We start from the raw sequence: 22014 nt of genomic DNA, 5'->3' as shown, positions 1-22014 counted from the left end.
ACTACCTTGCCCGGCCGCTCAGGTTCGGCGAAAAACGCGCGACACAGCGGGAAATGCGCACGCAGACGGCGCGTCACGGGGGAGGGGAGTCATGCTGGGGTTGCTGCGCAGGCGTCTGGCCGATCTCGGCACGGCGAAGAAACTGGCCATCGGTTTTACCCTGGTCCTGCTATTGACCGCGCTGGTGGCCGCGCTCGCGGTGCTCTCGCTGCATGCGCTGGGGCAGCGCTTCGCGCGCCTGCAGGAGATGAGCGCGATCAATCGCGACGTGCTGGAGGTTCGCCAGGCCGAGAAGGACTTTGCCCTGCACGGGGAAAAGAGCGACGCCGAGCGCTTGCGCCAGCGCCTGGCCGCGACCCTTGAACGGGTGGGCCGGCTCAAGGCCGACGGCGACGCCGACCAGGCGCTTGGCATGGCCGAGGTGGAGCAGGTGCTGGCGGCATACCTCGAAGCGTTCGGCCGCTTCGAGCAGTCCATCCAGGGACGCCAGTTGGCTTGGGAAAGCGCCAGCTGGTCGCTGAACGGCGCCGCCAACAGCCTCGATATCCTCCAGTCCAGCCTGGCCGAGGATGGCGCCTATGCGCTGAAGGAGAGCCAGGGACGCGACGGCGAACCGCTGTTGCAGCAGGCGGCCCAGGTCGCCCAGGTCAATCGCCTGGTCCTGCAGGGGCTGGACGAGGCCCGCTCGCGTCTCGAAGCGCGCGCCGCGGATGCGCAGGAGGGGCCGCCGAAATCGCTGCGCGAGGCGCTGGAGCTGGCAGCCCTGCTGGAGCAGGCGATCACCGACGATGCCTACGTGTCGGTGGTCAAGGACGTGCTGACCAATATCCGCGGTTTCGCCGACAAGCTCGCCGAGTACCGCGCCAGCCAGCGCCAGGAGCGGCAGATGTACGCCGCCATGGGCGAGCGCGCCGGGCAGGTGATGGCGCGTGTCGACCGTAGCTGGGAGGCACAGCAGCAGGCCATGCTCCACAGCCTGCGGACAAACTCCCTGCTGATCGTCGGCGCCGCCGTGCTGGCGCTGCTGGTGGGCCTGGGCGCGGCCTTCGGCATCAGCCTGCTGATCGTCCGTCCGCTGCGCCAGGCGATGGGTGTGGCGCAGCGGATCGCCGAAGGCGACCTGGCGGTACGGGGCGACAGCGAGCGGCGCGACGAGGTTGGCCAACTGATGGCCGCGATGCGCGCCATGACCGGCAGCCTGCGCGGTATCGTCAGCCAGTTGCAGGACGGCGTCGGGCGGATTGCCGGCGCTTCCGAGGCGCTGTCCGGCGTTACCACGCGCACCCGCCTGGGAATCGACAGCCAGCGGGCGGAAACCGAACAGGTGGCCACGGCGATGAACCAGATGGCCGCCACCGTCCATGAAGTGGCGCACAACGCCGAGGAAGCCGCGGGGGCGGCGGAAAGCGCCGACGGCAAGGTCAGCGTCGGCCAGGAGGTGGTACGCCAGACCCTGGAGCGGATCGAGCGACTGGCCGAGGCGGTGCGCGCGGCCACCGCCAGCGTCGAGGCGCTGAGCGCCGACAGCCAGCGCATCGGCAGCGTGCTGGACGTGATCAAGAGCGTGGCCGAGCAGACCAACCTGCTGGCGCTGAACGCCGCCATCGAGGCGGCGCGGGCCGGCGACCAGGGTCGAGGCTTCGCCGTGGTCGCCGACGAGGTGCGGGCGCTGGCGCGGCGCACCCAACAGTCCACGGCCGAGATCGAGACCCTGATCGGTGCCTTGCAGAATGGCACGCAGCAGGCGGTGCAGCGTATGCAGCGCAGCCACCAGTTGGTGGACCAGAGCGTCGACGACGCGCTGCAGACCGAGGCGGCGCTGGGCAACATCGCTACGGCGGTGGCGCTGATCCAGCAGATGAACCAGCAGATCGCCGCGGCCTCCGAGCAGCAGAGCGCGGTCGCCGAGGAGATCAACCGCAGCGTCACGGCGATCCGCGAGGTGGCCGATCAGTCGGCCCAGGCCATGCAGTCGACGGCTTCGTCCAGCGAACAACTGGCGGAGCTGGGGCGCGAACTACAGGGCATGGTCAGGCATTTCCGCTTGTAGCCGCGGCCTGGGCGGCGAGTCTTTCCTGCTGGCGCAGCCAGTAGCGATAAGCACTGACCCCCGAGCGCACCGAGCTGAACACCAGCGGCGGCTTGATCTCGCCGAGCATGCTCGAGCGTTGCAGCAGGTCCAGCGTCTGCCCGGTCACCCGCGCCAGCGACAGGTGCACGCCCTGGGCCTTGAGGATCTGTTGCACCTCGTGGAGGGTGGCCAGGCCGCTGATGTCGAGGTTGGTCATGGCTTCGGCGTTGAGCAGCACCGCATTCGGCCGCTCGCTGCCGTCCACCACGGCAAGCACCCGCTGCTTGAAGTAGTCGGCGTTGAAGAACAGCAGGGGGGCGTCGAAGCGGTAGATCACCAGGCCGGGAAGAGTGGTGGCCTGCGGGTACTTGGCCAGCTCGACCTGGCCGTCGATGCCGTGCATCCAGCCGAGCACCGCGTCGCTCGGGCGATAGGTGTAGTAGAGCAGGCGCAGTACGGCGATGCTGACGGCGACGAAGATTCCCGGCAGCACGCCGACGCTGAGCACGCCGACGGTGGTCAGCAGGCAGAGGCTGAACTCGAAGCGGCTGAGCTTCCAGAAGCCCTTCAGCGCCTGCACGTCGATCAGGCCCCAGCCGGCCAGCAACAGGACCGCGCCGAGCGCCGGCATCGGCACCCAGCCCAGGGGCTTGTTCAGCAGCAACAGGGTGGCGGCGATCACCAGTGCGGCGACCAGGCCGACCAGTTGGGTCTTGCCGCCGACCATGTCGTTCACCGCGGTGCGTGAGTCGGCGCCGCTGATGGCGAAGCCCTGGGAGACCCCGGCGCCGATGTTGGCCAGGCCGAGGGCGACGAATTCGTGGTTGGCGTTGATGCTGTAGCCGTGGCGGGCGGCGAAGCTGCGCGCGGTGAGCATGGCGCTGCAGAAGCTGACCACGGTAATGCCGGTGGCGTCGCGCAGCAGGCTTTTCAGTTCCTCCAGGCTGGTCTGCGGCCAGCTCAGTTGCGGCAGCCCGGCCGGTACCTCGCCAAGCAGTTCCACGCCGTAGCGATCCAGGCCCAGCAGCGCCGCGGCGAGACTGGCCAGGAGGACGCCGCAGAGCGCCCCGGGCAACTGCGGGAAGCGCCGCGGCAGCAGCACCATCAGCAAGAGCGAGAGGCTGCCGAGGATCAGCGTCGGCCAATGGATGTGCAGCAGGTTTTCCAGCAGCGCGAGGATGCCGGCGACGAAGCCGCTGGTCGCCGCCTCGTAGCCGAACAGCTTGCCCAGTTGCCCGACCAGCAGGCTCAGGCCGATGCCGTTGAGGTAGCCGACCAGGATCGGTCGCGAGAGGAAGCTGGCGATGAACCCGGCGCGGGCCAGGCCGGCGACGATGGAGAACAGCCCGACCATGATCGCGACGATCATCGACAGGTCCACCAGGCGCTGCGGGTCGCCCGCCGCCAGCGGGGTGATGGCGGCGGCGACCATCGCCGCGGTCGCCGCGTCGGGGCCGACCATCAACTGTCGCGAGCTGCCGATCAGGGCGTAGATCAGCATCGGCAGGATGCATGCATAGAGGCCTACCTGGGGCGGGAAGCCGGCGATCTGGGCGTAGGCGATGGCAGTGGGGATCTGGATCGCCGCCACCGACAGCCCGGCCTGGACATCCGGACGGAACCAGGCGCGGCGGTAGTGGAGCAGGCTATCGAGTCCGGGTACCCAGCGGGCGAGTGGCATGCGGCTGATTCCTTGCAGGCGCGGATGCCGCAGCTTAGCCCGAAGGACAGGCGGCAGGATTGCCGGGAATCATTATTTCTTCAGTGCACACGCTCTTCGAGGCGAGGCGCAGGGCGGATAGCGCCAGGCACTATCCGCCGCTTCTTCGCGCCGGCGGCGGACCTCAGACCTTCAACACCAACTTGCCGAAGTTTTCCCCGCTGAACAGCTTGAGCAGGGTCTCGGGGAAGGTCTCCAGGCCTTCGACGATGTCCTCGCGCGATTGCAGCTTGCCTTCCGCCAGCCAGGTGGCCATCTCCTTCAGGCCTTCTGGGAAGCGCTGGGCATAGTCCATCACCACCATGCCTTCCATGCGCGCCCGATTGACCAGCAGCGACAGGTAGTTGGCCGGGCCGCGCACCGCTTCCTTGTTGTTGTACTGGCTGATCGCCCCGCAGAGGACGATGCGTGCCTTGAAGGCGATACGGGTGAGCACCGTGTCGAGGATTTCGCCGCCGACGTTGTCGAAGAACACATCGATGCCCTTCGGGCATTCGCGCTTGAGTCCGGCGGCGAGGTCTTCGTTCTTGTAGTCGATGGCGCCGTCGAAGCCCAGCTCCTCGACCAGGAAGCGACATTTCTCGGCGCCGCCGGCGATGCCCACCACCCGGCAGCCCTTGAGCCTGGCGATCTGCCCGGCAACGCTGCCCACCGCACCGGCGGCGCCGGAGATCACCACGGTCTCGCCGCTCTTCGGCTGGCCGACGTCGAGCAACGCGAAGTAGGCGGTCATGCCGGTCATGCCCAGCGCCGAGAGATAGCGCGGCAGCGGCGCGCGGGACGGGTCGACCTTGTAGAAACCCTTGGGCTCGCCGACGAAATAGTCCTGCACGCCGAGGGCGCCGTTGACGTAGTCGCCGGTCTGGAAGCCGGGGTGCTTCGAAACCAGCACCTTGCCGACGCCGAGCGCGCGCATCACCTCGCCGATCCCCACCGGCGGGATGTAGGAGCGGGCGTCGTTCATCCAGCCGCGCATCGCCGGGTCCAGCGACAGGTACTCGTTCTTCACCAGGATCTGGCCCTCGGCCGGCTCGCCGAGCGGGGTCTCGACGAAACTGAAGGTGTCGCGGCCGGGCAGCCCGCTGGGACGCTGGGCCAACTGGTATTGCCGATTGATCTGGGAGGTCATGGCAGGGCACTCGAATGTCGGGAAACAGGTCCCTAGGGATAGCCGGCGCCGGCGCCGGCGGCAAGCGAAGGCGAGTGCGGAAATGACCGGTCATCTATGCCGATGATTCGCCGCCATCAGTCTTATCAGCGGGCTGGATGGCCCATCCTCCAGTCCCCTGATAGTGCTATGCCTTGCGCCGGCCCTGGCTAGACTGGCGCGGCCCGGTTCCGTCGCGGTTGGCGGAAGGCGATTTTCCGAGGAGCAGCAGATGAGCAAACTTCTTTCCGGCCAGGTCGCACTGGTCACTGGCGGTGCGGCGGGCATCGGCCGCGCTACCGCGCTGGCCTTCGCCGCCGCCGGGGTCAAGGTGGTGGTCGCCGACCTGGACAGCGCCGGCGGCGAGGGCACGGTCGAAGCGATCCGCCAGGCAGGTGGCGAAGCCCTCTTCATTCGCTGCGACGTCACCCGCGACGCCGAGGTCAAGGCGCTGGTAGAGGGTTGCGCGGCGGCCTACGGCCGTCTCGACTATGCCTTCAACAACGCCGGCATCGAGATCGAGCAGGGCAAGCTGGCCGACGGCAACGAAGCCGAGTTCGACGCCATCATGGCTGTCAACGTGAAGGGCGTCTGGTTGTGCATGAAGCACCAGATCCCGCTGATGCTGGCCCAGGGCGGCGGCGCGATCGTCAACACCGCCTCGGTCGCCGGGCTCGGCGCGGCGCCGAAGATGAGCATCTACGCTGCTTCCAAGCACGCGGTGATCGGCCTGACCAAATCGGCGGCGATCGAGTACGCGAAGAAGGGCATCCGCGTCAACGCCGTGTGTCCGGCGGTGATCGACACTGACATGTTCCGCCGCGCCTACGAGGCCGATCCGCGCAAGGCCGAGTTCGCCGCCGCGATGCATCCGCTGGGTCGGGTCGGGCGGGTCGAGGAAATCGCCGCCGCGGTGCTTTATCTGTGCAGCGACAACGCAGGCTTCACCACCGGTATCGCCTTGCCGGTGGACGGCGGGGCGACGGCGATCTGAGCGGGCGGCGATACAACCGGGATGCCCCGGCGCGGGGCATTCGCATTCTGTTACAGGTCGGCACGCGGTTTGGCGCGCCAGGCCACTGCCGGGGGACTAACCTGGGTCGAGAATCCGGGGCCTGAGCCCGTCTCCATCGCATCGGAGCAATAACAATAATGACCGCCGATCCCATCCTGACCCTGTTCCTCCCCATCGCCCTGGGCATCATCATGCTCGGTCTCGGACTGTCCCTGACCCCGGCCGACTTCCTCCGCGTGGTGCGCTACCCGAAGCCGGTGCTGGTCGGCCTGGTGTGCCAGATCGTCCTGCTGCCCATGGCCTGTTTCCTGATCGTCCAGGGCTTCGCCCTCGAGGCGGCCCTGGCGGTCGGCATGATGTTGCTGGCGGCCTCGCCCGGCGGCACCACCGCCAACCTCTACAGCCACCTGGCGCATGGCGACGTGGCACTGAACATCACCCTGACCGCGGTGAATTCGGTGATCGCCATCCTCACCATGCCGCTGATCGTCAATCTGTCGCTGCAATACTTCATGGGCGACGGGCAGGCGATTCCCCTGCAGTTCGGCAAGGTCATGCAGGTCTTCGTCATCGTCCTCGGCCCGGTGGCCATCGGCATGCTGGTGCGCAACCGCCTGCCGGCCGTGGCGGATCGGCTGCAGAAGCCGGTGAAGATCCTTTCCGCGCTGCTGTTGCTGGTGATCATCCTGCTGGCGCTGGCCAAGGACTGGCAGACCTTCGTCACCTACGCGCCGGTGGTCGGGCTGGCCGCGCTGGCCTTCAACCTGCTGAGCCTGGCGGTGGGCTACTGGGTACCGCGCCTGCTGCGCCTGCCGAAGGCCCAGGCGGTGGCCATCGGCATGGAGATCGGCATCCACAACGGCACCCTGGCGATCGCCCTGGCGCTGAGTCCGAGCCTGCTGAACAACAGCACCATGGCGATTCCGCCGGCGATCTACGGGGTGTTGATGTTCTTCACCGCGGCGGCCTTCGGCTGGTGGGTCAGCCGTGGCCACCAGGCCGCGCCGGCGCCCGTGACGGCGCCGGACTGAGGTCGGTCAGCCGCGCCGCCAGTTGAGCACGAACTGAGTCAGCAGACCGGCCACCAGGCCCCAGAACGCCGAGCCGATGGACAGCAGGGTGAAGCCGGAGGCGGTGACCATGAAGGTCACCAGCGCGGCCTCGCGCTGGCGCTCGTCGGCCATCGAGTTGGCCAGGCCGTTCATGATCGAGCCGAGCAGGGCGATGGCGGCGATGGACAGCACCAGTGCCTTGGGGAACGCCGCGAACAACGCTGCCAGGGTGGCGCCGAAGGTTCCCGCGACGCAGTTGAAGAAGCCGCACCAGAGCGCCGCGGTATAGCGCTTGTGCGGGTCCTCGTGGGCTGAGGGACCGGTGCAGATCGCCGCGCTGATCGCCGCCAGGTTGATCCCGTGGGAGCCGAACGGCGCCAGCAGGATCGAGGCGATGCCGGTGCTCGAGATCAGCGGCGAGGCCGGCACCTGGTAGCCGTCGGCGCGCAGCACGGCGATGCCGGGCATGTTCTGCGACGCCATGGCGACGATGAACAACGGGATGCCGATGCTGATGGTGGCGGCCAGGGAGAAGCTCGGCGTGGTCCACTCCGGTACCGCCAGTTCCAGGCGGAACCTGCTGAAGTCCAGTTGGCCCAGTATCCCGGCCAGCAGCACCCCCACCAGTAGCGCAGCGAACACCGCATAGCGCGGCGAGAAGCGTTTGCACAGCAGATAGCTGAAGAACATCGCCAGCACCAGCAGGGTCTGTTGCTCGGCGGCGTTGCAGATCTCGATGCCGATGCGGAACAGCACCCCGGCCAGCAGCGCCGAGGCCAGCGAGGAGGGAACCTGGCGCATCAGGCGTTCGAAGCTGCCGGTGACGCCGCACAGGGTGATCAGGAGGGCGCAGACGATGAAGGCGCCGATCGCCTCGCTGTACGGCACTCCGGGCAGGCTGCTGATCAGCAGCGCCGCGCCGGGGGTGGACCAGGCGATCACGATCGGCACCCGGTAGCGCAGGGTCAGGCCGATGGTCGCCAGGCCCATGCCGATCGACAGGGCCCAGATCCACGAGGAAATCTGCGCGCTGCTGAGACCGGCGTTCTGCCCGGCCTGGAACATCAGTACCAGCGAGCTGGTGTAGCCGGTGAGCATGGCGACGAAGCCGGCCACTACGGCGGCGGGAGAGGAGTCGGCGAACGGACGCAGACGAGGCTGGGGCTGGGTGGTTTCGGTCATGCCGGGTACTTCCATGGAGTGTGCGGGACGACCGGGCACGGCGGTAGGCGGAGCCACGGGGCAGGTTGCGCGAGGCGCGGAGTGCCGATCATCTTTTTCTGTTTTGCGCAGCCTAAACAGCCGGCCAGGGGCTGTCCCGGTACAGCCGCAGACATAGTTGGCCATACAGTCGCAGCTGCCGGAAGCTGGCGGAGCTGGTAACTTCCCGGCATTTGCCGAGGAGCTTCGCCATGGATGCAAACCCCTACGCCACGCCGCGTGTCGAATTGGTCGAGCAGGGCATACCGGATGCTTTCCGCCGGCGCTGGACGCCCGCGCAACTGCGCATCCTCGCCTGGCTCTGCCTGGCCTCGATAGCCGGCGGCGTGGTGCTGATGGTGCTCAGCCTGCTGGAGGCATTCGGCGATGGCGCCGCGTTCGGGGTCTACGCCGACTGGCTGGGCCTGCTCCTCAGCCTGCTCGGCGCCTACCTGCTGCTGCGGCTCAAGCACCTGGTCGAGTCGCGCTTTCGCGGCCCCTCGCTGGCCTGGCCGGTATGGTTGTCGATTCTCCTGACCCTGCTGGGCGAGGGCTGGAGCCTGCTGGCGGTTACCGACGATGCGCTGCAGGGCTGGAACTGGCAGGCGCTGGTGTACTTCGCGCTGCTTGCGCTGATCGGCGCTACCACCCTCTGGCTGGGCCTGCGTCTGCTCAAGCAGGAAAACCTCTATCCGTCGCTGCGGATCATGGCCTGGCTGGACATCGCCGGCGGCGCGATGCTGGCTTCGGTGCTGTTGCTGGTGCTGGCGGTACTGCCGCTGCTGGCCGCCACCCTGGCCATGGCGCTGGCCTGCTGGCGCGCGGCGCGGGAGCTGGAGCGGGGCTAGCGGGCAGCCGGTCGGCTTGCCGAGCGTCCAGGCGCCAGGCCCATGGGCGTCAGTCGGCGGCCTCCGTCGCCGCTTCGCCGCGGCTGCCTGCATGCGCCCGAGCCAGGGTGCGATTGACCGCCAGCCAGCCGGAGACCGCTTCGCCGCCGGCTTCCTCGAAGCAGCGTTGGAGCAGCCGCGACTGCTCGCGACGCAGCGCCTTTTCCAACCGCACGCCCTCGGCGGTGAGGCCGAGGAGGCGTTTGCGCTTGTCGTCGTCGGCGGTGGCGCTGCCGATCAGGTTCATCTCCAGCAACTGGCGCAGCGGGATGTTCAGCGCCTGCTTGGTCACGCCGAGCAGGGCCAGCAGTTCCTTCACGCTGAGGCCCGGATAGCGGGCGATGAAGAACAGCACGCGGTGGTGCACGCGACCCAGGCCGCGGCGGGCGAGCATCTCGTCAGGCTTGGTGGTGAAGGCCTGGTACGCGAAGAAGAAGGCTTCCATCATGGCCTGCTGCTGGACGGCGTGGTTTTTCAGGTCAGGCATATTGACGCTTCCGGGTGCGGCATCGTAGTTTCGGTCAAGCAGTTTGACTCATTTTTCCCCGCCTACGCTACCGGTGATCCCATGGCCTTCTCTGAACGCATCTCCCGCCTGAAAAGCTCCTTGATCCGCGAAATCCTTGCCGCGGCGCAGCGTCCGGAGGTGATGTCGTTCGCCGGCGGGCTGCCGGCCGAGCCGATGCTGCCGAAGGTGCAGTGGGAGCAGATGCCGGCCTCCATGGGCCAGTACGGCATGAGCGAAGGCGAGCCTGCCCTGCGCGAAGCCATCGCCGCCGAAGCGCGTGCCCTCGGCGTCCCCTGCGAGGCGAGCCAGGTGCTGATCGTCAGCGGTTCGCAGCAGACCCTCGACCTGGCCAGCAAGCTGTTCATCGATCCGGGCACCGAGGTGCTGCTCGAGGCGCCGACCTACCTCGCCGCGCTACAGGCCTTCCAATTGTTCGGCGCCGATTGCGTGACCGTGCCGCTGGGTGCCGAGGGCCCCGACCTGGTTGCCCTGCGGCAGCGCCTGGAGCGACACAAGCCGGCCTTCGCCTACCTGATCCCGACTTTCCAGAATCCGTCCGGCGTGCGCTACAGCGAGGGACGCCGCGACGCGGTGGCGGCGCTGCTCGACGAATTCGGCGTGACCCTGATCGAAGACGAACCCTATCGCGAACTGGTGTTCGACGAGGGCCGCGCAACCCCGCTGGTCAGCCGCCTGCGCAAGTCCAGCTGGATCTATACCGGCACGGTGTCGAAAACCCTGCTGCCGGGCCTGCGCGTCGGTTTCCTGATCGCCACCCCGGACCTGTTCCCGCACCTGCTGCGGCTGAAACAGTCGGCCGACCTGCATACCAACCGGGTAGGGCAGTGGCAGGCGCTGCAATGGTTCGGCAGCGAGGCCTATCGCCAGCACCTGGCCGAACTGCGCGAGTTCTACCGGGTCCGCCGCGACGCCATGCAGGAGGCCCTGCTGGAGCACTTCGGCGAGCTGGCCGAATGGAATATCCCGGAGGGCGGGCTGTTCTTCTGGCTGACCCTCAGGCAGCCGCTGGATACCCGCACCCTGCTCCAGCCGGCGCTGGCCGCCGATGTCGCATTCATGCCCGGCGAACCTTTCTTCGCCGAGCCGGAGCAGAACCTCGGGCGTCTGCGGCTGAACTTCAGCCACGTCGCCCCGGAGCGCCTGCACGAAGGCCTGCGGCGCCTGGCCAAGGTCGTCCGCGACGCCCAGGCCGCCGAAGCGGCCTGAACCCTCATCGGCGCTCCTCCGAGGGCGCCGGCCATCCGATCCGAGGAGCGACACGATGTACAAGGTCTACGGTGATTACCGTTCGGGCAACTGCTACAAGATCAAGCTGGCCATGTCGCTGCTCGGCATCGACTACCAGTGGGTTCCGGTGGACATTCTCAAGGGCGAGACCCAGACCCCGGAGTTCCTGGCGAAGAACCCCAACGGCAAGATACCGGTGCTGGAGCTGGAGGACGGCAGTTGCCTGTGGGAGTCCAACGCCATCCTCAACTTCCTCGCCGACGGCAGCGCCCTGTTGCCCAGCGAACCGCGCCTGCGCACCCAGGTGCTGCAATGGCAATTCTTCGAGCAATACAGCCATGAGCCCTATGTGGCCGTGGCGCGCTTCATCAAGCTCTACCTCGGCCTCCCGGAAGCCCGCCGCGCCGAGTTCGAAGAGAAGAAGATCGGCGGCTACAAGGCCCTCGACGTCATGGAGAAACAGCTGTCGCGCACGCCATTCCTGGTCGGCGAACAGTTCTCCATCGCCGATATCACCCTCTACGCCTACACCCATGTCGCCCATGAAGGCGGCTTCGACCTGACGGCCTACCCGGCGATCCGCGCGTGGATCAAGCGAGTGGGGGAGGTGCCGGGGTATGTGGGGATGCTGGATTGAGGGGAGATTCGATCAGCGGTTGGCGAGGCAGTGATTTCTGTCATGAGCGGGAATTTCGGGTAGAGCGAAATTTCCACTCATTGGGCAAGATGCGTGAACTTCCTGAGCCAGGGAAAATTCCCGGCAGTGTTGGGCCAGGTCATGAGTAAGTGTGCGTTATCTCAGCTGGATTCATACTTGCTCATGGTGCTTTGCTAGCGTTTCGTCGGAGCGATCCTGGTTCGCTGGCATCCTCCAGCTTTTCTGTTTATTCGAGAAAAGAACATGTCAACTTTCCGATGTATGATTCCCATGGATAGGGGGTTTCATTTGCTTCTGTCTTTTGGTTTTTTATATAACCTTCCCTAAGGCTGATTTTCAGTTATTCGGATATTAATATCTCAACAACTATTTTTGAATAGTCGATGTCTCCATTTGGCTTGGGCTTTTTTAGTGGGTCGAAAGCATATTTTATGGTGATTTTTTTTCCTGCTTCGTAATGCTTTCTGTCGGTATTCTTGTTTGTGTAAGTGCCCTCCGTGCAGAGGGTTTTGTTTTCTGTTTCTATATCTATCGTGTTGAAATCTTCGGTGTTGTCTTGCCCCGTTAAATATACTTTCTTTATGGTTCCGGAAATTTCTTTTTGTGGAATTGATCCGTTTTCAAGATTGTCCCACCATTCCTTTGAGCCCAGTAGTCCATAAGTCCCTTTAAGGCCAGCTTTAGGCTTCGTTGTATTCAAAGTGAGTTCATGGGCTTTTCGAATGTACTCGGGGTCTTCTTTGATACGCTGTTTGAAGTTGTAAATGGTTTTCATGAGGTTTCTCTAGTCTATTACTTCGAAGTCTATTAGGTTCTTGTTGAATATCTCTAGGGCTTTTCCATCCCCAAGGCCAGTGTTGATAACGCCGCCTCCTTCATTTATCGTTGGCTTTTTTAGTGCTTCGAGTTTGAATAGTGCATTGTTCTGTTTCCAGCCCTTTGGATGGTCTGAAGTAGCCATGCATTTCCGGCTGACTTCAGCCTCCGCCGATTTTGAAAGCGGCAAACCGATCAAAAACGATCAGATAACCAGCTCATTTCGGTGTTTCTAGCCGCCGAGAACACCTCGCGGCGGCCATTTCCTGCATTACAGGCGCACCTCTCCTGCATTGGTCAGCAAATGTCGGCGTGCCATCCACAGGTTCGACAACGCGAACAGCGTCACCAGTTGCGCAGTATTCTTGGCCAAGCCACGGAAGCGCGTCTTCACATAACCGAACTGCCGCTTGATCACCCTAAACGGGTGCTCAACCTTGGCCCGTACCTGAGCCTTGGCTTTCTCGATCTTGCGTCTGGCTTTGTACAGCGCGCTGCTCTTGCCCAGCTTTTTGTAAGTGCTGCGCCGTGCTGCCACCTGCCAAATCACTTCGCGGCCATCATGCTCGGCACGCTTCTCGACGCCGGTATAACCCGCATCGGCGCAGACCACGTTTTCCTCGCCATGCAGCAACTTGTCGACCTGGGTGACGTCCGCCACGTTAGCCGCCGTACCTACCACGCTATGCACCAGGCCCGATTCGTCATCGACGCCGATGTGGGCCTTCATGCCAAAGTAATACTGGTTGCCCTTCTTGGTCTGGTGCATCTCTGGGTCGCGCTTGCCGTCTTTGTTCTTGGTCGAACTCGGCGCATTGATCAGCGTGGCATCGACGATGGTGCCTTGGCGCAGCGACAGGCCACGGTCACCCAGGTAGCCATTGATCACGGCCAGGATGCCAGCAGCCAGTTCGTGTTTCTCCAGCAGGCGACGGAAGTTGAGGATGGTGGTTTCGTCGGGGATACGCTCCAGGCTCAGCCCCGCGAACTGCCGCAGGATGGTGGTCTCGTACAGTGCCTCCTCCATCGCTGGATCGCTATAACCGAACCAGTTTTGCATTAGATGAACCCGCAGCATTGCCATCAACGGGTACGCCGGACGGCCACCTTCACCCTTGGGGTAATGCGGCTCGATCAGGGCAATCAACCCCTTCCACGGCACCACCCGATCCATCTCGATCAGGAACAGCTCTTTGCGGGTCTGCTTGCGCTTGCCGGCGTACTCGGCATCGGCGAAGGTCATCTGCTTCATCAGAAAACTCGGTGGGTGGCGTTCGGCTATTTTGCCAAAATCAGAAAGTCTTTTTCAGACTGTCCCTTTCGGGCGGGAGGGAGATCTGGAAGCAATAGGCCGGTTCCGGAATTTGCAGTTACTCCAATTTTAGACAGCTCATTCATGGTGCCTGGACTGGCTGTAAGTCTTACTAATTTCCCATCATACTCTTGGGAGTAGGATTGTAGCGGGGAGATGAAGGTCTCACTCGTCGGAGGTACTTCAAAGTTGTTCCTCAGTATCTCAAGGTGCTGCTCGCTTAGTGTTCGGTAGTAAATCTCGTTTCCCTGCGCATCCAGCTCTACGATTGGTCCTGCCGGCTTTTTGCTGCCGGATGTGGAGTTAATCCCTTTGCGGGGATTATTGTCTAATGCTTCGGGACAGCGAGTTTTATTTGAGGCCAGCCCCAACGGGTCCACCCACCCCGTCGGATTCGGCACGTACCGGTAGCTGTTCAACCCACCTGCCAGCCTGATCGGATCGGGGGTCAGGTAGCGTCCCGTGCTTGGATTGTAGTAGCGATGGCGGTTGTAGTGCAGCCCGGTCTCGGCGTCGAAATACTGGCCCTGGAAGCGCAGTGGGTTATCCACTTCGGCGATGTCCAGCTTGAGCACATTGCCGTAAGCCCGGTAGCGCGCCGACCAGCAGAGGCGGCCATCGGCGCGGGTCAGTTCCTGCGGGGTACCGAGGTGGTCGAGTTGGTAGTAGCAGGGTTCGACCTGTTCCGGGCCTTCGCCGTCGAGCAGGGCCAGCGGGCGGAAGCTGTCGGGTTCGTAGAGATAGGTGCGGTAGTGCCGGTCGCCGCTCTCGGCGAGCAGGCGTTCGCCGAGCCAGAGGAACTCGGTATTGCGCCCGTCGACCTGCTTGGCGATGCGTCGGCCGAAGGCGTCGTAGCGGTAGGCGACCTGGCGCCCGTCCGGCAGGCTGACGCCGATCAGGCGGTGTTGGCAGTCGTAGCTGTATTCGGTGACCAGCTTCTGCCCGATGCCGCGGCGTTCGCGAACGAGATTGCCGTGGGCGTCGTAGTCGAAATGCCGGTCGCCCTGCGTCAGCAGGCGATTTCCGCGAACCTCCATCTGTCGCGCGTCGAATTGCCCGCCCTGGGCGAGCAGGTTGCCGGCCGGGTCGTGCACGAAGCTTTCCGGGGTTTCACCGCGTACGCCGAGCAGGCGGTCCAGCGGGTCGTAGTGGAAGCTGCGAATGCCCTTGCGGCTGTCCTCGATGGCGGCCAGGTTGCCGCTAGCGTCATAGCGGTACTGGCGCTGGTAGAGATGGCGCTGCCGCTGACTGACCTGGTGGGCCAGCAGGCGGCCCTGCTCATCGTAGTGGTATTGGCTGAGCAGTTCGCCCTGCTGGCGCTGGCGTTCGCGACCGCTACCGAACTGGTGCCGGGTCAGGGACTGGCCGTTGAGATCGATTGCCGAGAGGGTGCCGCCGGTCTGGTAGCGGTAGTCGACGCGGTTGCCGTCGGGCAGTCGGCAGTGGATCAACTGGCCGAGGGCGTCGTAGGCGTAGTGAAGGGTGGCCCAGCCCTGGTGCTCGCGGACCAGGCGGTCCCGTAGGTCGTATTCGTAGGCCAGCGGCCAGGTGCCGTCGTCGACGGCGACCAGGCGTCCGAGCGTATCGTAGCGGTAGTCGACCCGATTGCCGTCGGGCAGTGTCTTCGCCAGCAGGCGCCCGGTACTGTCGCGCTGGTAGGTGGTGCGCAGTTCGCTGCCGTCGTCGCCGTACTCGGTTTTCTCCAGAAGCTGGCCTTTGAGGTCGTAGCGATAGGCGGTGCGGCGGCCGTCGAAGCCGGTTTCCTGGCTGATCAGGCCGTTGCCGTGGTAATCGAGGCGATAGCGTTCGCCGCGTTCGTTCTCGATCTCGCTGAGCAGTAGCCGGGCGTTTTCGTAGCGGTAGCGCAGCTGACTGCCGTCCGGGTTGATCCGCCGGCTGACCAGGTGCAGGTCGTCAAGATATTCGTAGCGGGTCATCCGGCCCTGTTCGTCGCACTCGCTGGTGACCTTGCCGTAAGCGTTGTAGCGGTACATGCGGCTGGCGCCACCGGGCAGGGTGATCTGGCTCAGGCGGCCTGCTGCATCCCACTGGAACCGGGTGATGGCGCCGCTTTCGTCCTGGCGGGTGATCTGTCTACCCAGTGTGTCGTAGCGATAGCGGCGCACGCTACCGTCCGGAAGCTGTTCTTCTATCAACTGGCCGAGCGGATTCCAGGTCAACTGGTGCAGGCTGCCGTCGGCATGGGTGATTTCCACCAGGCAGCCGCGGTGGTCGTAGGCGTAGTGGGTGACGTTGCCTTCGGGATCGGTCTGGCGGGTGATGTCGCCCTGAGCGTTGCGCTCGTACTTCCACTGCGCCTCGCCGCGGCGCACGCTGCGCACGAAGCCGTCGAAGTAGCTATAGCAGGTTGGCTCGCCTTCGGCCGGGAGCAGTGCCTCCAAGCGTCCGGCCTGGTCGTAGCGGTACTCGGTGATCGTTCCCAACGGATCGCGTTCGGCGACCAGTTGGCCCTTCTCGTCGTAGTGCCTGAGGGTTTCGCCTCCGTCGGGATCGACCTGGCGTACCAGGCGCGCGTTGTCGTCGTGGACATAGACTTCCTCGCTGCCGTCGGCGTTGATCGCGGTAACGCTGCCGTCTTCGTTCCAGACGTAGCGCGAGTCCATCTGCGGGAAGCTGGCCCAGTGATGGACCGCGCGGGCCTGCTTGCCTTCGCCTTCCCATTCCCAGAAGAACGAGGCGCCGCCGGCCAACTGGCGCTCGAGGATGACATTGCGCGCGTCGTAGCGATAGCGTTCGGCCTCGTAGAGTGCGTTTCCGGCTTCGATCAACTGGCCACGTTCGTTGCAGCGGTAGCGGGCGAGTACCTGGGTGGTGTGCCAGCAGGCCTCCAGGTTATCGGCGGGCTGGTACACCTGGTACTCGACGCGCTCGATGTGCCTGCCCTGGTAGCACAGCAGTAGCGCGCGCCCGGCCTTGTGGCTGAGGCGGCGCGGCCGGCCGAGGCGGTCGCGACTCAGTTCCAGGCGGTTGCCGTAGGCGTCGCTGATGGCGATCAGGTAAGCGCCGTCCGGGTCTTTGCGGAAGTGGTAGAAGCGCGGCTTTTCGCCGGCCTGGGCAAGGATCAGTTCGGATGGGTCGCCGCCGAGGTAGATGGCGGCGCGCGACAGTCGGTTGGTGATCGCCGGGCGCTGGGCGTCAGGGATCGGGAAGCGGGTCCGGCGGTTCTCGTGATCGGTCCATACCAGCTCGTCGCCGTCGCGATCGAGGCGATGGGAGAGGGCATGGCTCCAGCCGAAGCCCAGACCATTGTCGATTTCCGCCGCGCTGGTGCGGTACAGGCGCGTCCAGGCGAAACGCAGCGGACCGTCCAGCTCGCAGTCGGTCAGGGTCAGCAGCTCCTCGCCGGTGACCATCGAAACGGGACAGTCCTTGACGCAGGTCTGGGCGGCCTGGTCGGCGGGTTTGCCGGCGGGCGTCCTGCCGGGTGCGGAGGCATCGGGCGTCGCCTGACTGCTGGAGAGCGAGGTGTTCGCGCGCTTTCCTCGGCTCAGCGGCAGGGTGTCGGGCTCGGTGCGGGCGATGCCTTGGGCGGTGCTCTGGATCTGTGCGGTGATCTTGTTGGAGCTGTTGGCCATCACTTCACCGCGGACGGCCAGAGGTTTCAGCTTTTCCGCGTGCAACTGGAGGGAATGCCGACAGCTGGTATCGATCAGCACCTGCATGGCTTTGCGCAGCAGCATCGCACCTTCGGAGGCCTTGATCGCTTTCGAGCCCTTGACGGCCAGGCGAACGGCGAGACCGGCTCCGCCGGTCAGGATGATGCCGAGCAGAATATCGAGGAGCAGGCCGGTGGAGAGTTCCGCGACCATTTCCGCGGCAGTCGTGGGCGGCAGCAACTGGGTCCAGCACACGATGGCGCTGGCATAGATGAACAGAAGCGGTTCGTCGCTGGCGATCAGCAAGGCGGTACCGAGGAGTTCCTTGGCCTGAGCCTTGAGCTTTTCGAAATCCGCTTCGTTGATGAACTCAAGGAGTTTCGCCGCGTGCTCGTCGAGGTTCGCGAGGATGCCGAACAGCTCGACCACATCATCCCAGAGATTGACCAGCGCTTTGCCCATGCCGTCCAGATAGGCGTCGGTTATCTGCTCCATCCGCCTACGGTCGCCAACCGGCGCGAGCCTTTTCCATTCGGCGGAAAGCGGGCCGTTCCATTGCTCCAGAAGCCATTCGTTCAGCTTGGCGATTACGTCGTCGTAGGAGCGGTAGAGCGCGTCGATCTCCTGGATGCTTACCTCTGGGTAGAACTTGACCTGGTACAGCGTATTGGGAGCGCAGCCGCTTATGCTCGCCATCCCATCTGCATCCAGTACGCCCTTGAACTGCGGTGTCCTGCTGCCTATCCGAGTGATTTCGTAAGGCGTGTTGCCGATGGGCACGAAACTGGTCGATTCGAAAGTATGCAGCAGTTTCAGTTGACCGTTGACCGGACATGAGGCGACGTCTTCGAGGATGTTGGCGTCCTTGTCGGCTTTCAGCCTGGTCAACTCGTTGCCGTTCCCATCGGAAAGGGCGATGGTCTGCTGGACGTCGAGTGCCCAGCCCCAGAGCCAACTGTTCGCATATTCCTCATAGCGGTTGAGCACCCCGGAGCTGAATTCGCCGATCAACTGGCTGGCATCCGGCTGCTTCGCGTTCACTCCGCGCAGCATGAACATGGCGTAGAACGACGAGATCATGGGGTCAGGTCCTTTTCCAACTGGTTCAACAACAGGCCGCCGATCTCATCCATGGCGACGGCTTTCGCGATGAGGCGTCTGGCGCGCAATTGCAGGCTTCGCTCGGGATAGGCGAAGTACAGATCTGCGTGGTTCTCGCGCAGCCACTGCAGCAGGTTGTCGATAGCGGTAGTCGGGTCGTCGGCATGCAGCGTGTCGACCAGTGCCCGCGGAACCTCCCACCAGGGGTAGGGACGGGCGGCATGGAGATGGCCCTGGCCGGTTTCGAGTGCTTTGCCATTGATCAGGTAACGGCCGAACATCGGCAGTACTTCGTGCGCTTTCTCGCCGAGGTGGGCGAGTATCGGTAGCAGGTGACGGCCGTCCCAGAAACGGAAGAACACTTCGCTGCCATCCGGCATGCGTACCTGGGTGAGGCTGCGTAGGTGCTCTAGGATTGCGTCTGTCGACCAGGTGGAAACTGCCAGCCAACCCCAGTCGCGAGACTTTTCGCTGGCAGCCCAATCGAGGAATACGCTGCTGGGGGACAGCTTCGCGAGGTAGGGCATCACCGGTTGCCAGTCGGCATATGGCGTACCGTTCCAGAGAGGGAGCGGTGGGGGTGGGCTGTCTTCCCGGTAGTAGGCTTGCAGGGGCGCGGCATCGCTGGCGCTGCCGAAGACCGCGTACAGGCATTCGCCTGCCTGCAGCGGATGTCGGGCCAGCCAGGTTCGCGGGGAGAGGGCGTCAGAGGTCACAGGCACCGTCCTTGCACTTCTCGCACTCTTCGCAGAAGGGCGCGTTGCGCTTCAGGGTATTGATCTGGGCCGGGGTGAGGAGGGCGCCGGCCTTGTCGCTGTCGGCCTGCCGCAGCGGCCCCGGCAACAGCGGCGCCGCGCCGCTGCCGCTGCCCGGGCTGCCGCCGGAGTTGACCCGGACGTTGGCCCCGGAGAGGGTCACGCCGCTGGCGTCGAGCTTGAGGAAGCTGCCACCGCCCTTCAGGGTCAGTTCGGCGCCGGCCTCCAGCACCACCTTCAGGCCGCTGCTCAGGTGGATCTCCTGGCCGGCCTCGACGAACTGGCCGCTGGCGATCTTCAGGTGCTGGTCGTTGGCTACGGTGAGGTGGTCGCTGGCGCGGACCTCCACCTTGCGCTCGGCGTGGGTGGTGCGGTGTTCCTCGGCCTTGAACTCGCTGTAGCTGTTCGCCTCCACGGTGTCGTGGCGTTGGTGACCGACGCGGATCTTCTGGTCGTGCTCGATGTTTTCGTCCCAGTCGCGCTGGGCATGGACGAAGATATGCTCCTGGCCCTTGCGGTCCTCGATGCGCAGCTCGTTGTAGCCACCGCCGCCAGGGCTGCTGAGACTCTTGAAGACGCTGCGGGTCTTGTGCGCCGGCAGTTCGTAGGGCACCGGATGTTCCCTGTGGAACAGGCAGCCGGTGACCAGCGGCTGGTCGGGGTCGCCTTCGAGGAAGGTCACCAGCACCTCCATGCCGACCCGCGGGATGGCGATGGCGCCGTAGTTCCTTCCCGCCCAGCCGGAGGCAACGCGTAACCAGCAACTGCTGCTGTCGTCGGCCTGGCCCTCGCGATCCCAGTGGAATTGCACCTTCACCCGACCGTAGCGGTCGCAGTGGATTTCCTCGCCCTTCGGACCGGTCACCACCGCGCTCTGCGTGCCGAGGATGCGCGGCTTCGGCGGCGTCGGCGGGGGACGGAAGAACGCCTCCCAGGGCGTGGCCTGGAAGCGGTTGCGGTAACCCTGCCGGAAGTCGTCCGGGCTCGCCGAGGTGTCGGAGACGATGCTTTCTTCCAGCACCTGCGGCTGCCGCCCCTCGTGAATCACCTCGGTGAGCAGCCAGAGGTCGTTCCAGCCCGCCTGGGGATGGGCGGCCAGCGACAGGAAGTGGCCGCTGAGCAGCAACGGTTGGTCGCTGCGGCCCTCGGCCAGGCGGTAGTCGCTGCGCTGCCGTTCGAGGGCACGCCTGGCCAGGTGCTTGCCGCGCTCGCGGTCGACGAAGCGACCGGGATAGTCGTAGTCCTCGAGGTCCGGCCGGGCTTCGCCGCGGGCGGCGCTTTCCAGCGTCAGGCGCGGTTTCTCGAAGTCGTAGTCGCAGCGGGTGACGCGGCTGGTGCGGGTTTCCAGGCGTACGCCGAAGCGCTTGACCGCCGGCCGGTCGGCGACCAGGCCGGAGTCCTGCTGGTAGGCCACCGGCGCGAGCCGCGGGAACACCGTCTGGTCGTCGCCGAACACCAGCAGGTGCGCCGTGGCGCTGTGCTGGAAATGAAAGTGGATGCCCTCCTCGCAGCACAGGCGCTGGACGAACTGCAGGTCGCTCTCGTCGTACTGCACGCAGTATTCGCGCTCGGGGTAGCGGGTGCCGAGCTGGAAGCGGTAGGCGTCGGCGAGGATGCCGTGTTCCTCCAGCACCCGGCCGACGATCTGCGGCACCGTGAGGTGCTGGAAGATGCGCTGGTTGGTGCGCTGGGCGAGGTAGGCCAGTTGCGGGACGAGGGTGATGCGGTAGCGGGTCAGGCGCTTGCCCGAGTCGCCCTGTCCGGCGCTGCGCACCAGGCCGTGGATACCGTTGCCGGCGGGCCCGAGGGTAAGGAAGGCGGGTTTGTGCAGCAGGCTTTCGAGGTCCGGCACGGGGCGTTCGCCGACCAGCTGCAGGTCGAAGGCGAACGGCTGGCTGATGGCTTCGCGGCCGCTGAAGGAGAGCACCTGCAGGTCGAGGGCGAGGCCGTCGATGGCGAGGCTGAAATGGGTCTGGTTGGCTGCTGCGAACATCCGTTGTCCCTCACTGGCGCAGGCGACCGAATCGATTGTCCTGCCTGGCGCGGGCGAGACAAGGGCGCGCAGGCTCGATCGGAAGCTGCCTACAACAAACAAAGCGGCATCGACCCGGCGCGGGCTTTCCTGGCCACGGCGCTGTGGGTCATCGAGGGCACGACGGCCAGCGAGGCTGGCCGCGTGCGGCGGTCGCGGCTCAGCCGGCGACCGGGGAGCGCCAGTCGTCGGAGCCGGAGGTGCCGGAGACTTCGTGGGTCCAGGTGATCTTGCGGTAGGTGAAGTGCACGTCTTCCAGGTGGGTGAAGTGGGCGTTGCCCGGGTCCTGGCAGTTATGCATGTAGTCCTTGATGTCGACGATGATCGCGTCTTCCAGGACGGTGGTGTAGTAGTGCTCCTGGGTGCCGGCGGCGGAGGTGCGGTACCACTGGATCTCCACCTTGGTCAGGCGCTCGCCGGAGGTCAGGGCGGCCAGCAGCAGCGGCGAGGCCTTGTCGAAGACCTTGGTGATGACCACCGGCTTGTGCACGCGCTGGCCGGTCGGCTGGCCGGACTGCGGATCGCGCGGGATGATCACTTCGTGGTTGAAGCCCTGGACCATCACCTGGTCCTCGTGGCCTTCCTGGTAGGTGTTGCCGACCGAATCCTCGGTGAAGGCGCCGGCGGTGATCAGGCCCTGCTTGGTGCCGGTGATGGACATATAGGCGGGGGTTGCCATGGATGCTCTCCTTGCGTGAGTAGGAAATCCCGCGGGTTGGACCACCCCTCGGGCAACTTCACCTAACAATTCTCATGCCAGTGTTTTAACTATCCTTATAAATCAAACGCATCCGACGGATAATTGTTATCCATGTCTCGTTTTGAATGAAAAATAACAAGTGAATTGAGCAAGAAGTTGCGCAGTGCTGTGCAAC

At 64.9% G+C, this 22014-nt stretch carries 17 protein-coding genes; 6 read left to right on the top strand and 11 right to left on the bottom strand.

Annotation, left to right across the window (positions count from 1 at the left end; genetic code table 11):
* The first annotated feature begins 91 nt into the window (after positions 1-91).
* Positions 92-2050, top strand: coding sequence for a methyl-accepting chemotaxis protein (locus M6E97_RS14725; protein WP_033938516.1), 1959 nt, complete (start codon positions 92-94; stop codon positions 2048-2050).
* Here M6E97_RS14725 and M6E97_RS14720 read toward each other — a convergent pair.
* Positions 2031-3752, bottom strand: coding sequence for a SulP family inorganic anion transporter (locus M6E97_RS14720; RefSeq protein WP_033938514.1), 1722 nt, complete (start codon positions 3750-3752; stop codon positions 2031-2033). The two genes, M6E97_RS14725 and M6E97_RS14720, sit on opposite strands and share 20 nt — an antisense overlap.
* A 163-nt stretch (positions 3753-3915) precedes the next feature.
* Positions 3916-4920, bottom strand: a complete 1005-nt coding sequence (locus tag M6E97_RS14715; protein WP_003087564.1) for an NADP-dependent oxidoreductase — start codon at positions 4918-4920, stop codon at positions 3916-3918.
* A gap of 250 nt (positions 4921-5170) precedes the next feature.
* Between M6E97_RS14715 and M6E97_RS14710 the strand changes: the two genes are divergently transcribed.
* Positions 5171-5932 (top strand): SDR family oxidoreductase, encoded by a 762-nt coding sequence (locus M6E97_RS14710; RefSeq protein WP_003087566.1) that lies wholly within the window; start codon positions 5171-5173, stop codon positions 5930-5932.
* A gap of 158 nt (positions 5933-6090) precedes the next feature.
* Complete coding sequence (locus M6E97_RS14705; RefSeq protein ID WP_003087569.1) at positions 6091-6984, top strand: bile acid:sodium symporter family protein; 894 nt, start codon at positions 6091-6093, stop codon at positions 6982-6984.
* Positions 6985-6990: 6 nt separating this feature from the next.
* Here the strand turns inward: M6E97_RS14705 and M6E97_RS14700 are convergent, their stop codons facing one another.
* Positions 6991-8187 carry a benzoate/H(+) symporter BenE family transporter gene (locus M6E97_RS14700; RefSeq protein ID WP_003087572.1) on the bottom strand — a complete coding sequence of 399 codons (1197 nt, stop codon included), beginning with the start codon at positions 8185-8187 and terminating at the stop codon, positions 6991-6993.
* Positions 8188-8417: 230 nt separating this feature from the next.
* Between M6E97_RS14700 and M6E97_RS14695 the strand changes: the two genes are divergently transcribed.
* Entirely contained in the window at positions 8418-9053 is a 636-nt protein-coding gene (locus M6E97_RS14695) for a hypothetical protein (RefSeq protein ID WP_003087573.1), read from the top strand.
* Positions 9054-9102: 49 nt separating this feature from the next.
* On the opposite strand, the gene M6E97_RS14690 is transcribed toward M6E97_RS14695, so the two are convergent.
* Complete coding sequence (locus M6E97_RS14690; protein ID WP_003097819.1) at positions 9103-9579, bottom strand: MarR family winged helix-turn-helix transcriptional regulator; 477 nt, start codon at positions 9577-9579, stop codon at positions 9103-9105.
* 81 nt (positions 9580-9660) lie between these two features.
* On the opposite strand from M6E97_RS14690, the gene M6E97_RS14685 reads away from it, so the two are divergent.
* Both M6E97_RS14685 and M6E97_RS14680 read left to right on the top strand, forming a co-directional pair.
* On the top strand, positions 9661-10827 hold the full coding sequence (locus M6E97_RS14685) for a PLP-dependent aminotransferase family protein (protein ID WP_003140110.1): 1167 nt from the start codon (positions 9661-9663) through the stop codon (positions 10825-10827).
* A gap of 55 nt (positions 10828-10882) precedes the next feature.
* Complete coding sequence (locus M6E97_RS14680; protein WP_003097816.1) at positions 10883-11485, top strand: glutathione S-transferase family protein; 603 nt, start codon at positions 10883-10885, stop codon at positions 11483-11485.
* 361 nt (positions 11486-11846) lie between these two features.
* Here M6E97_RS14680 and M6E97_RS14675 read toward each other — a convergent pair whose 3' ends face one another.
* The 7 genes from M6E97_RS14675 to M6E97_RS14645 form a co-directional block, all read right to left on the bottom strand.
* Entirely contained in the window at positions 11847-12281 is a 435-nt protein-coding gene (locus M6E97_RS14675) for a hypothetical protein (RefSeq protein ID WP_016254153.1), read from the bottom strand.
* 9 nt (positions 12282-12290) lie between these two features.
* Complete coding sequence (locus M6E97_RS14670) at positions 12291-12467, bottom strand: hypothetical protein (RefSeq protein ID WP_267262672.1); 177 nt, start codon at positions 12465-12467, stop codon at positions 12291-12293.
* Positions 12468-12593: 126 nt separating this feature from the next.
* A complete protein-coding gene (locus M6E97_RS14665) occupies positions 12594-13574 on the bottom strand; it encodes an IS5-like element ISPst7 family transposase (RefSeq protein WP_014595514.1) in 981 nt (326 codons plus the stop codon).
* Between the two features lie 26 nt (positions 13575-13600).
* Positions 13601-18331 (bottom strand): RHS repeat-associated core domain-containing protein, encoded by a 4731-nt coding sequence (locus M6E97_RS14660; RefSeq protein WP_267262671.1) that lies wholly within the window; start codon positions 18329-18331, stop codon positions 13601-13603.
* A complete protein-coding gene (locus M6E97_RS14655) occupies positions 18328-19068 on the bottom strand; it encodes a DUF4123 domain-containing protein (RefSeq protein WP_003087580.1) in 741 nt (246 codons plus the stop codon). The genes M6E97_RS14660 and M6E97_RS14655 overlap by 4 nt, the downstream gene beginning before the upstream one ends.
* The gene (locus tag M6E97_RS14650; RefSeq protein ID WP_069376759.1) at positions 19058-21100 is read right to left on the bottom strand and encodes a type VI secretion system tip protein VgrG; all 2043 of its coding nucleotides are present in this window, start codon (positions 21098-21100) and stop codon (positions 19058-19060) included. Before M6E97_RS14650 ends, M6E97_RS14655 begins: the two co-directional genes overlap by 11 nt.
* Before the next feature lie 199 nt (positions 21101-21299).
* Complete coding sequence (locus M6E97_RS14645; RefSeq protein ID WP_003083317.1) at positions 21300-21818, bottom strand: Hcp family type VI secretion system effector; 519 nt, start codon at positions 21816-21818, stop codon at positions 21300-21302.
* Between the last annotated feature and the right edge of the window lie 196 nt (positions 21819-22014).

It is taken from the genome of Pseudomonas sp. B111 (assembly GCF_026428275.1).
In the GTDB taxonomy this organism is placed as follows: domain Bacteria; phylum Pseudomonadota; class Gammaproteobacteria; order Pseudomonadales; family Pseudomonadaceae; genus Pseudomonas; species Pseudomonas aeruginosa.
The sequence above is the reverse complement of the archived record's forward strand: the minus strand, read 5'-3'. Positions and strand labels throughout refer to the sequence as shown.

Excerpts from the sequence above, each read along its gene's own strand:
- M6E97_RS14690 (WP_003097819.1), bottom strand. The coding sequence starts at position 9,579 with ATGCCTGACCTGAAAAACCACGCCGTCCAGCAGCAGGCCATGATGGAA.
- M6E97_RS14665 (WP_014595514.1), bottom strand. The coding sequence starts at position 13,574 with ATGAAGCAGATGACCTTCGCCGATGCCGAGTACGCCGGCAAGCGCAAG.
- M6E97_RS14710 (WP_003087566.1), top strand. The coding sequence starts at position 5,171 with ATGAGCAAACTTCTTTCCGGCCAGGTCGCACTGGTCACTGGCGGTGCG.
- M6E97_RS14675 (WP_016254153.1), bottom strand. The coding sequence starts at position 12,281 with ATGAAAACCATTTACAACTTCAAACAGCGTATCAAAGAAGACCCCGAG.
- M6E97_RS14695 (WP_003087573.1), top strand. The coding sequence starts at position 8,418 with ATGGATGCAAACCCCTACGCCACGCCGCGTGTCGAATTGGTCGAGCAG.
- M6E97_RS14715 (WP_003087564.1), bottom strand. The coding sequence starts at position 4,920 with ATGACCTCCCAGATCAATCGGCAATACCAGTTGGCCCAGCGTCCCAGC.
- M6E97_RS14650 (WP_069376759.1), bottom strand. The coding sequence starts at position 21,100 with ATGTTCGCAGCAGCCAACCAGACCCATTTCAGCCTCGCCATCGACGGC.
- M6E97_RS14720 (WP_033938514.1), bottom strand. The coding sequence starts at position 3,752 with ATGCCACTCGCCCGCTGGGTACCCGGACTCGATAGCCTGCTCCACTAC.
- M6E97_RS14660 (WP_267262671.1), bottom strand. The coding sequence starts at position 18,331 with ATGATCTCGTCGTTCTACGCCATGTTCATGCTGCGCGGAGTGAACGCG.
- M6E97_RS14700 (WP_003087572.1), bottom strand. The coding sequence starts at position 8,187 with ATGACCGAAACCACCCAGCCCCAGCCTCGTCTGCGTCCGTTCGCCGAC.
- M6E97_RS14670 (WP_267262672.1), bottom strand. The coding sequence starts at position 12,467 with ATGGCTACTTCAGACCATCCAAAGGGCTGGAAACAGAACAATGCACTA.
- M6E97_RS14705 (WP_003087569.1), top strand. The coding sequence starts at position 6,091 with ATGACCGCCGATCCCATCCTGACCCTGTTCCTCCCCATCGCCCTGGGC.
- M6E97_RS14680 (WP_003097816.1), top strand. The coding sequence starts at position 10,883 with ATGTACAAGGTCTACGGTGATTACCGTTCGGGCAACTGCTACAAGATC.
- M6E97_RS14685 (WP_003140110.1), top strand. The coding sequence starts at position 9,661 with ATGGCCTTCTCTGAACGCATCTCCCGCCTGAAAAGCTCCTTGATCCGC.
- M6E97_RS14645 (WP_003083317.1), bottom strand. The coding sequence starts at position 21,818 with ATGGCAACCCCCGCCTATATGTCCATCACCGGCACCAAGCAGGGCCTG.
- M6E97_RS14725 (WP_033938516.1), top strand. The coding sequence starts at position 92 with ATGCTGGGGTTGCTGCGCAGGCGTCTGGCCGATCTCGGCACGGCGAAG.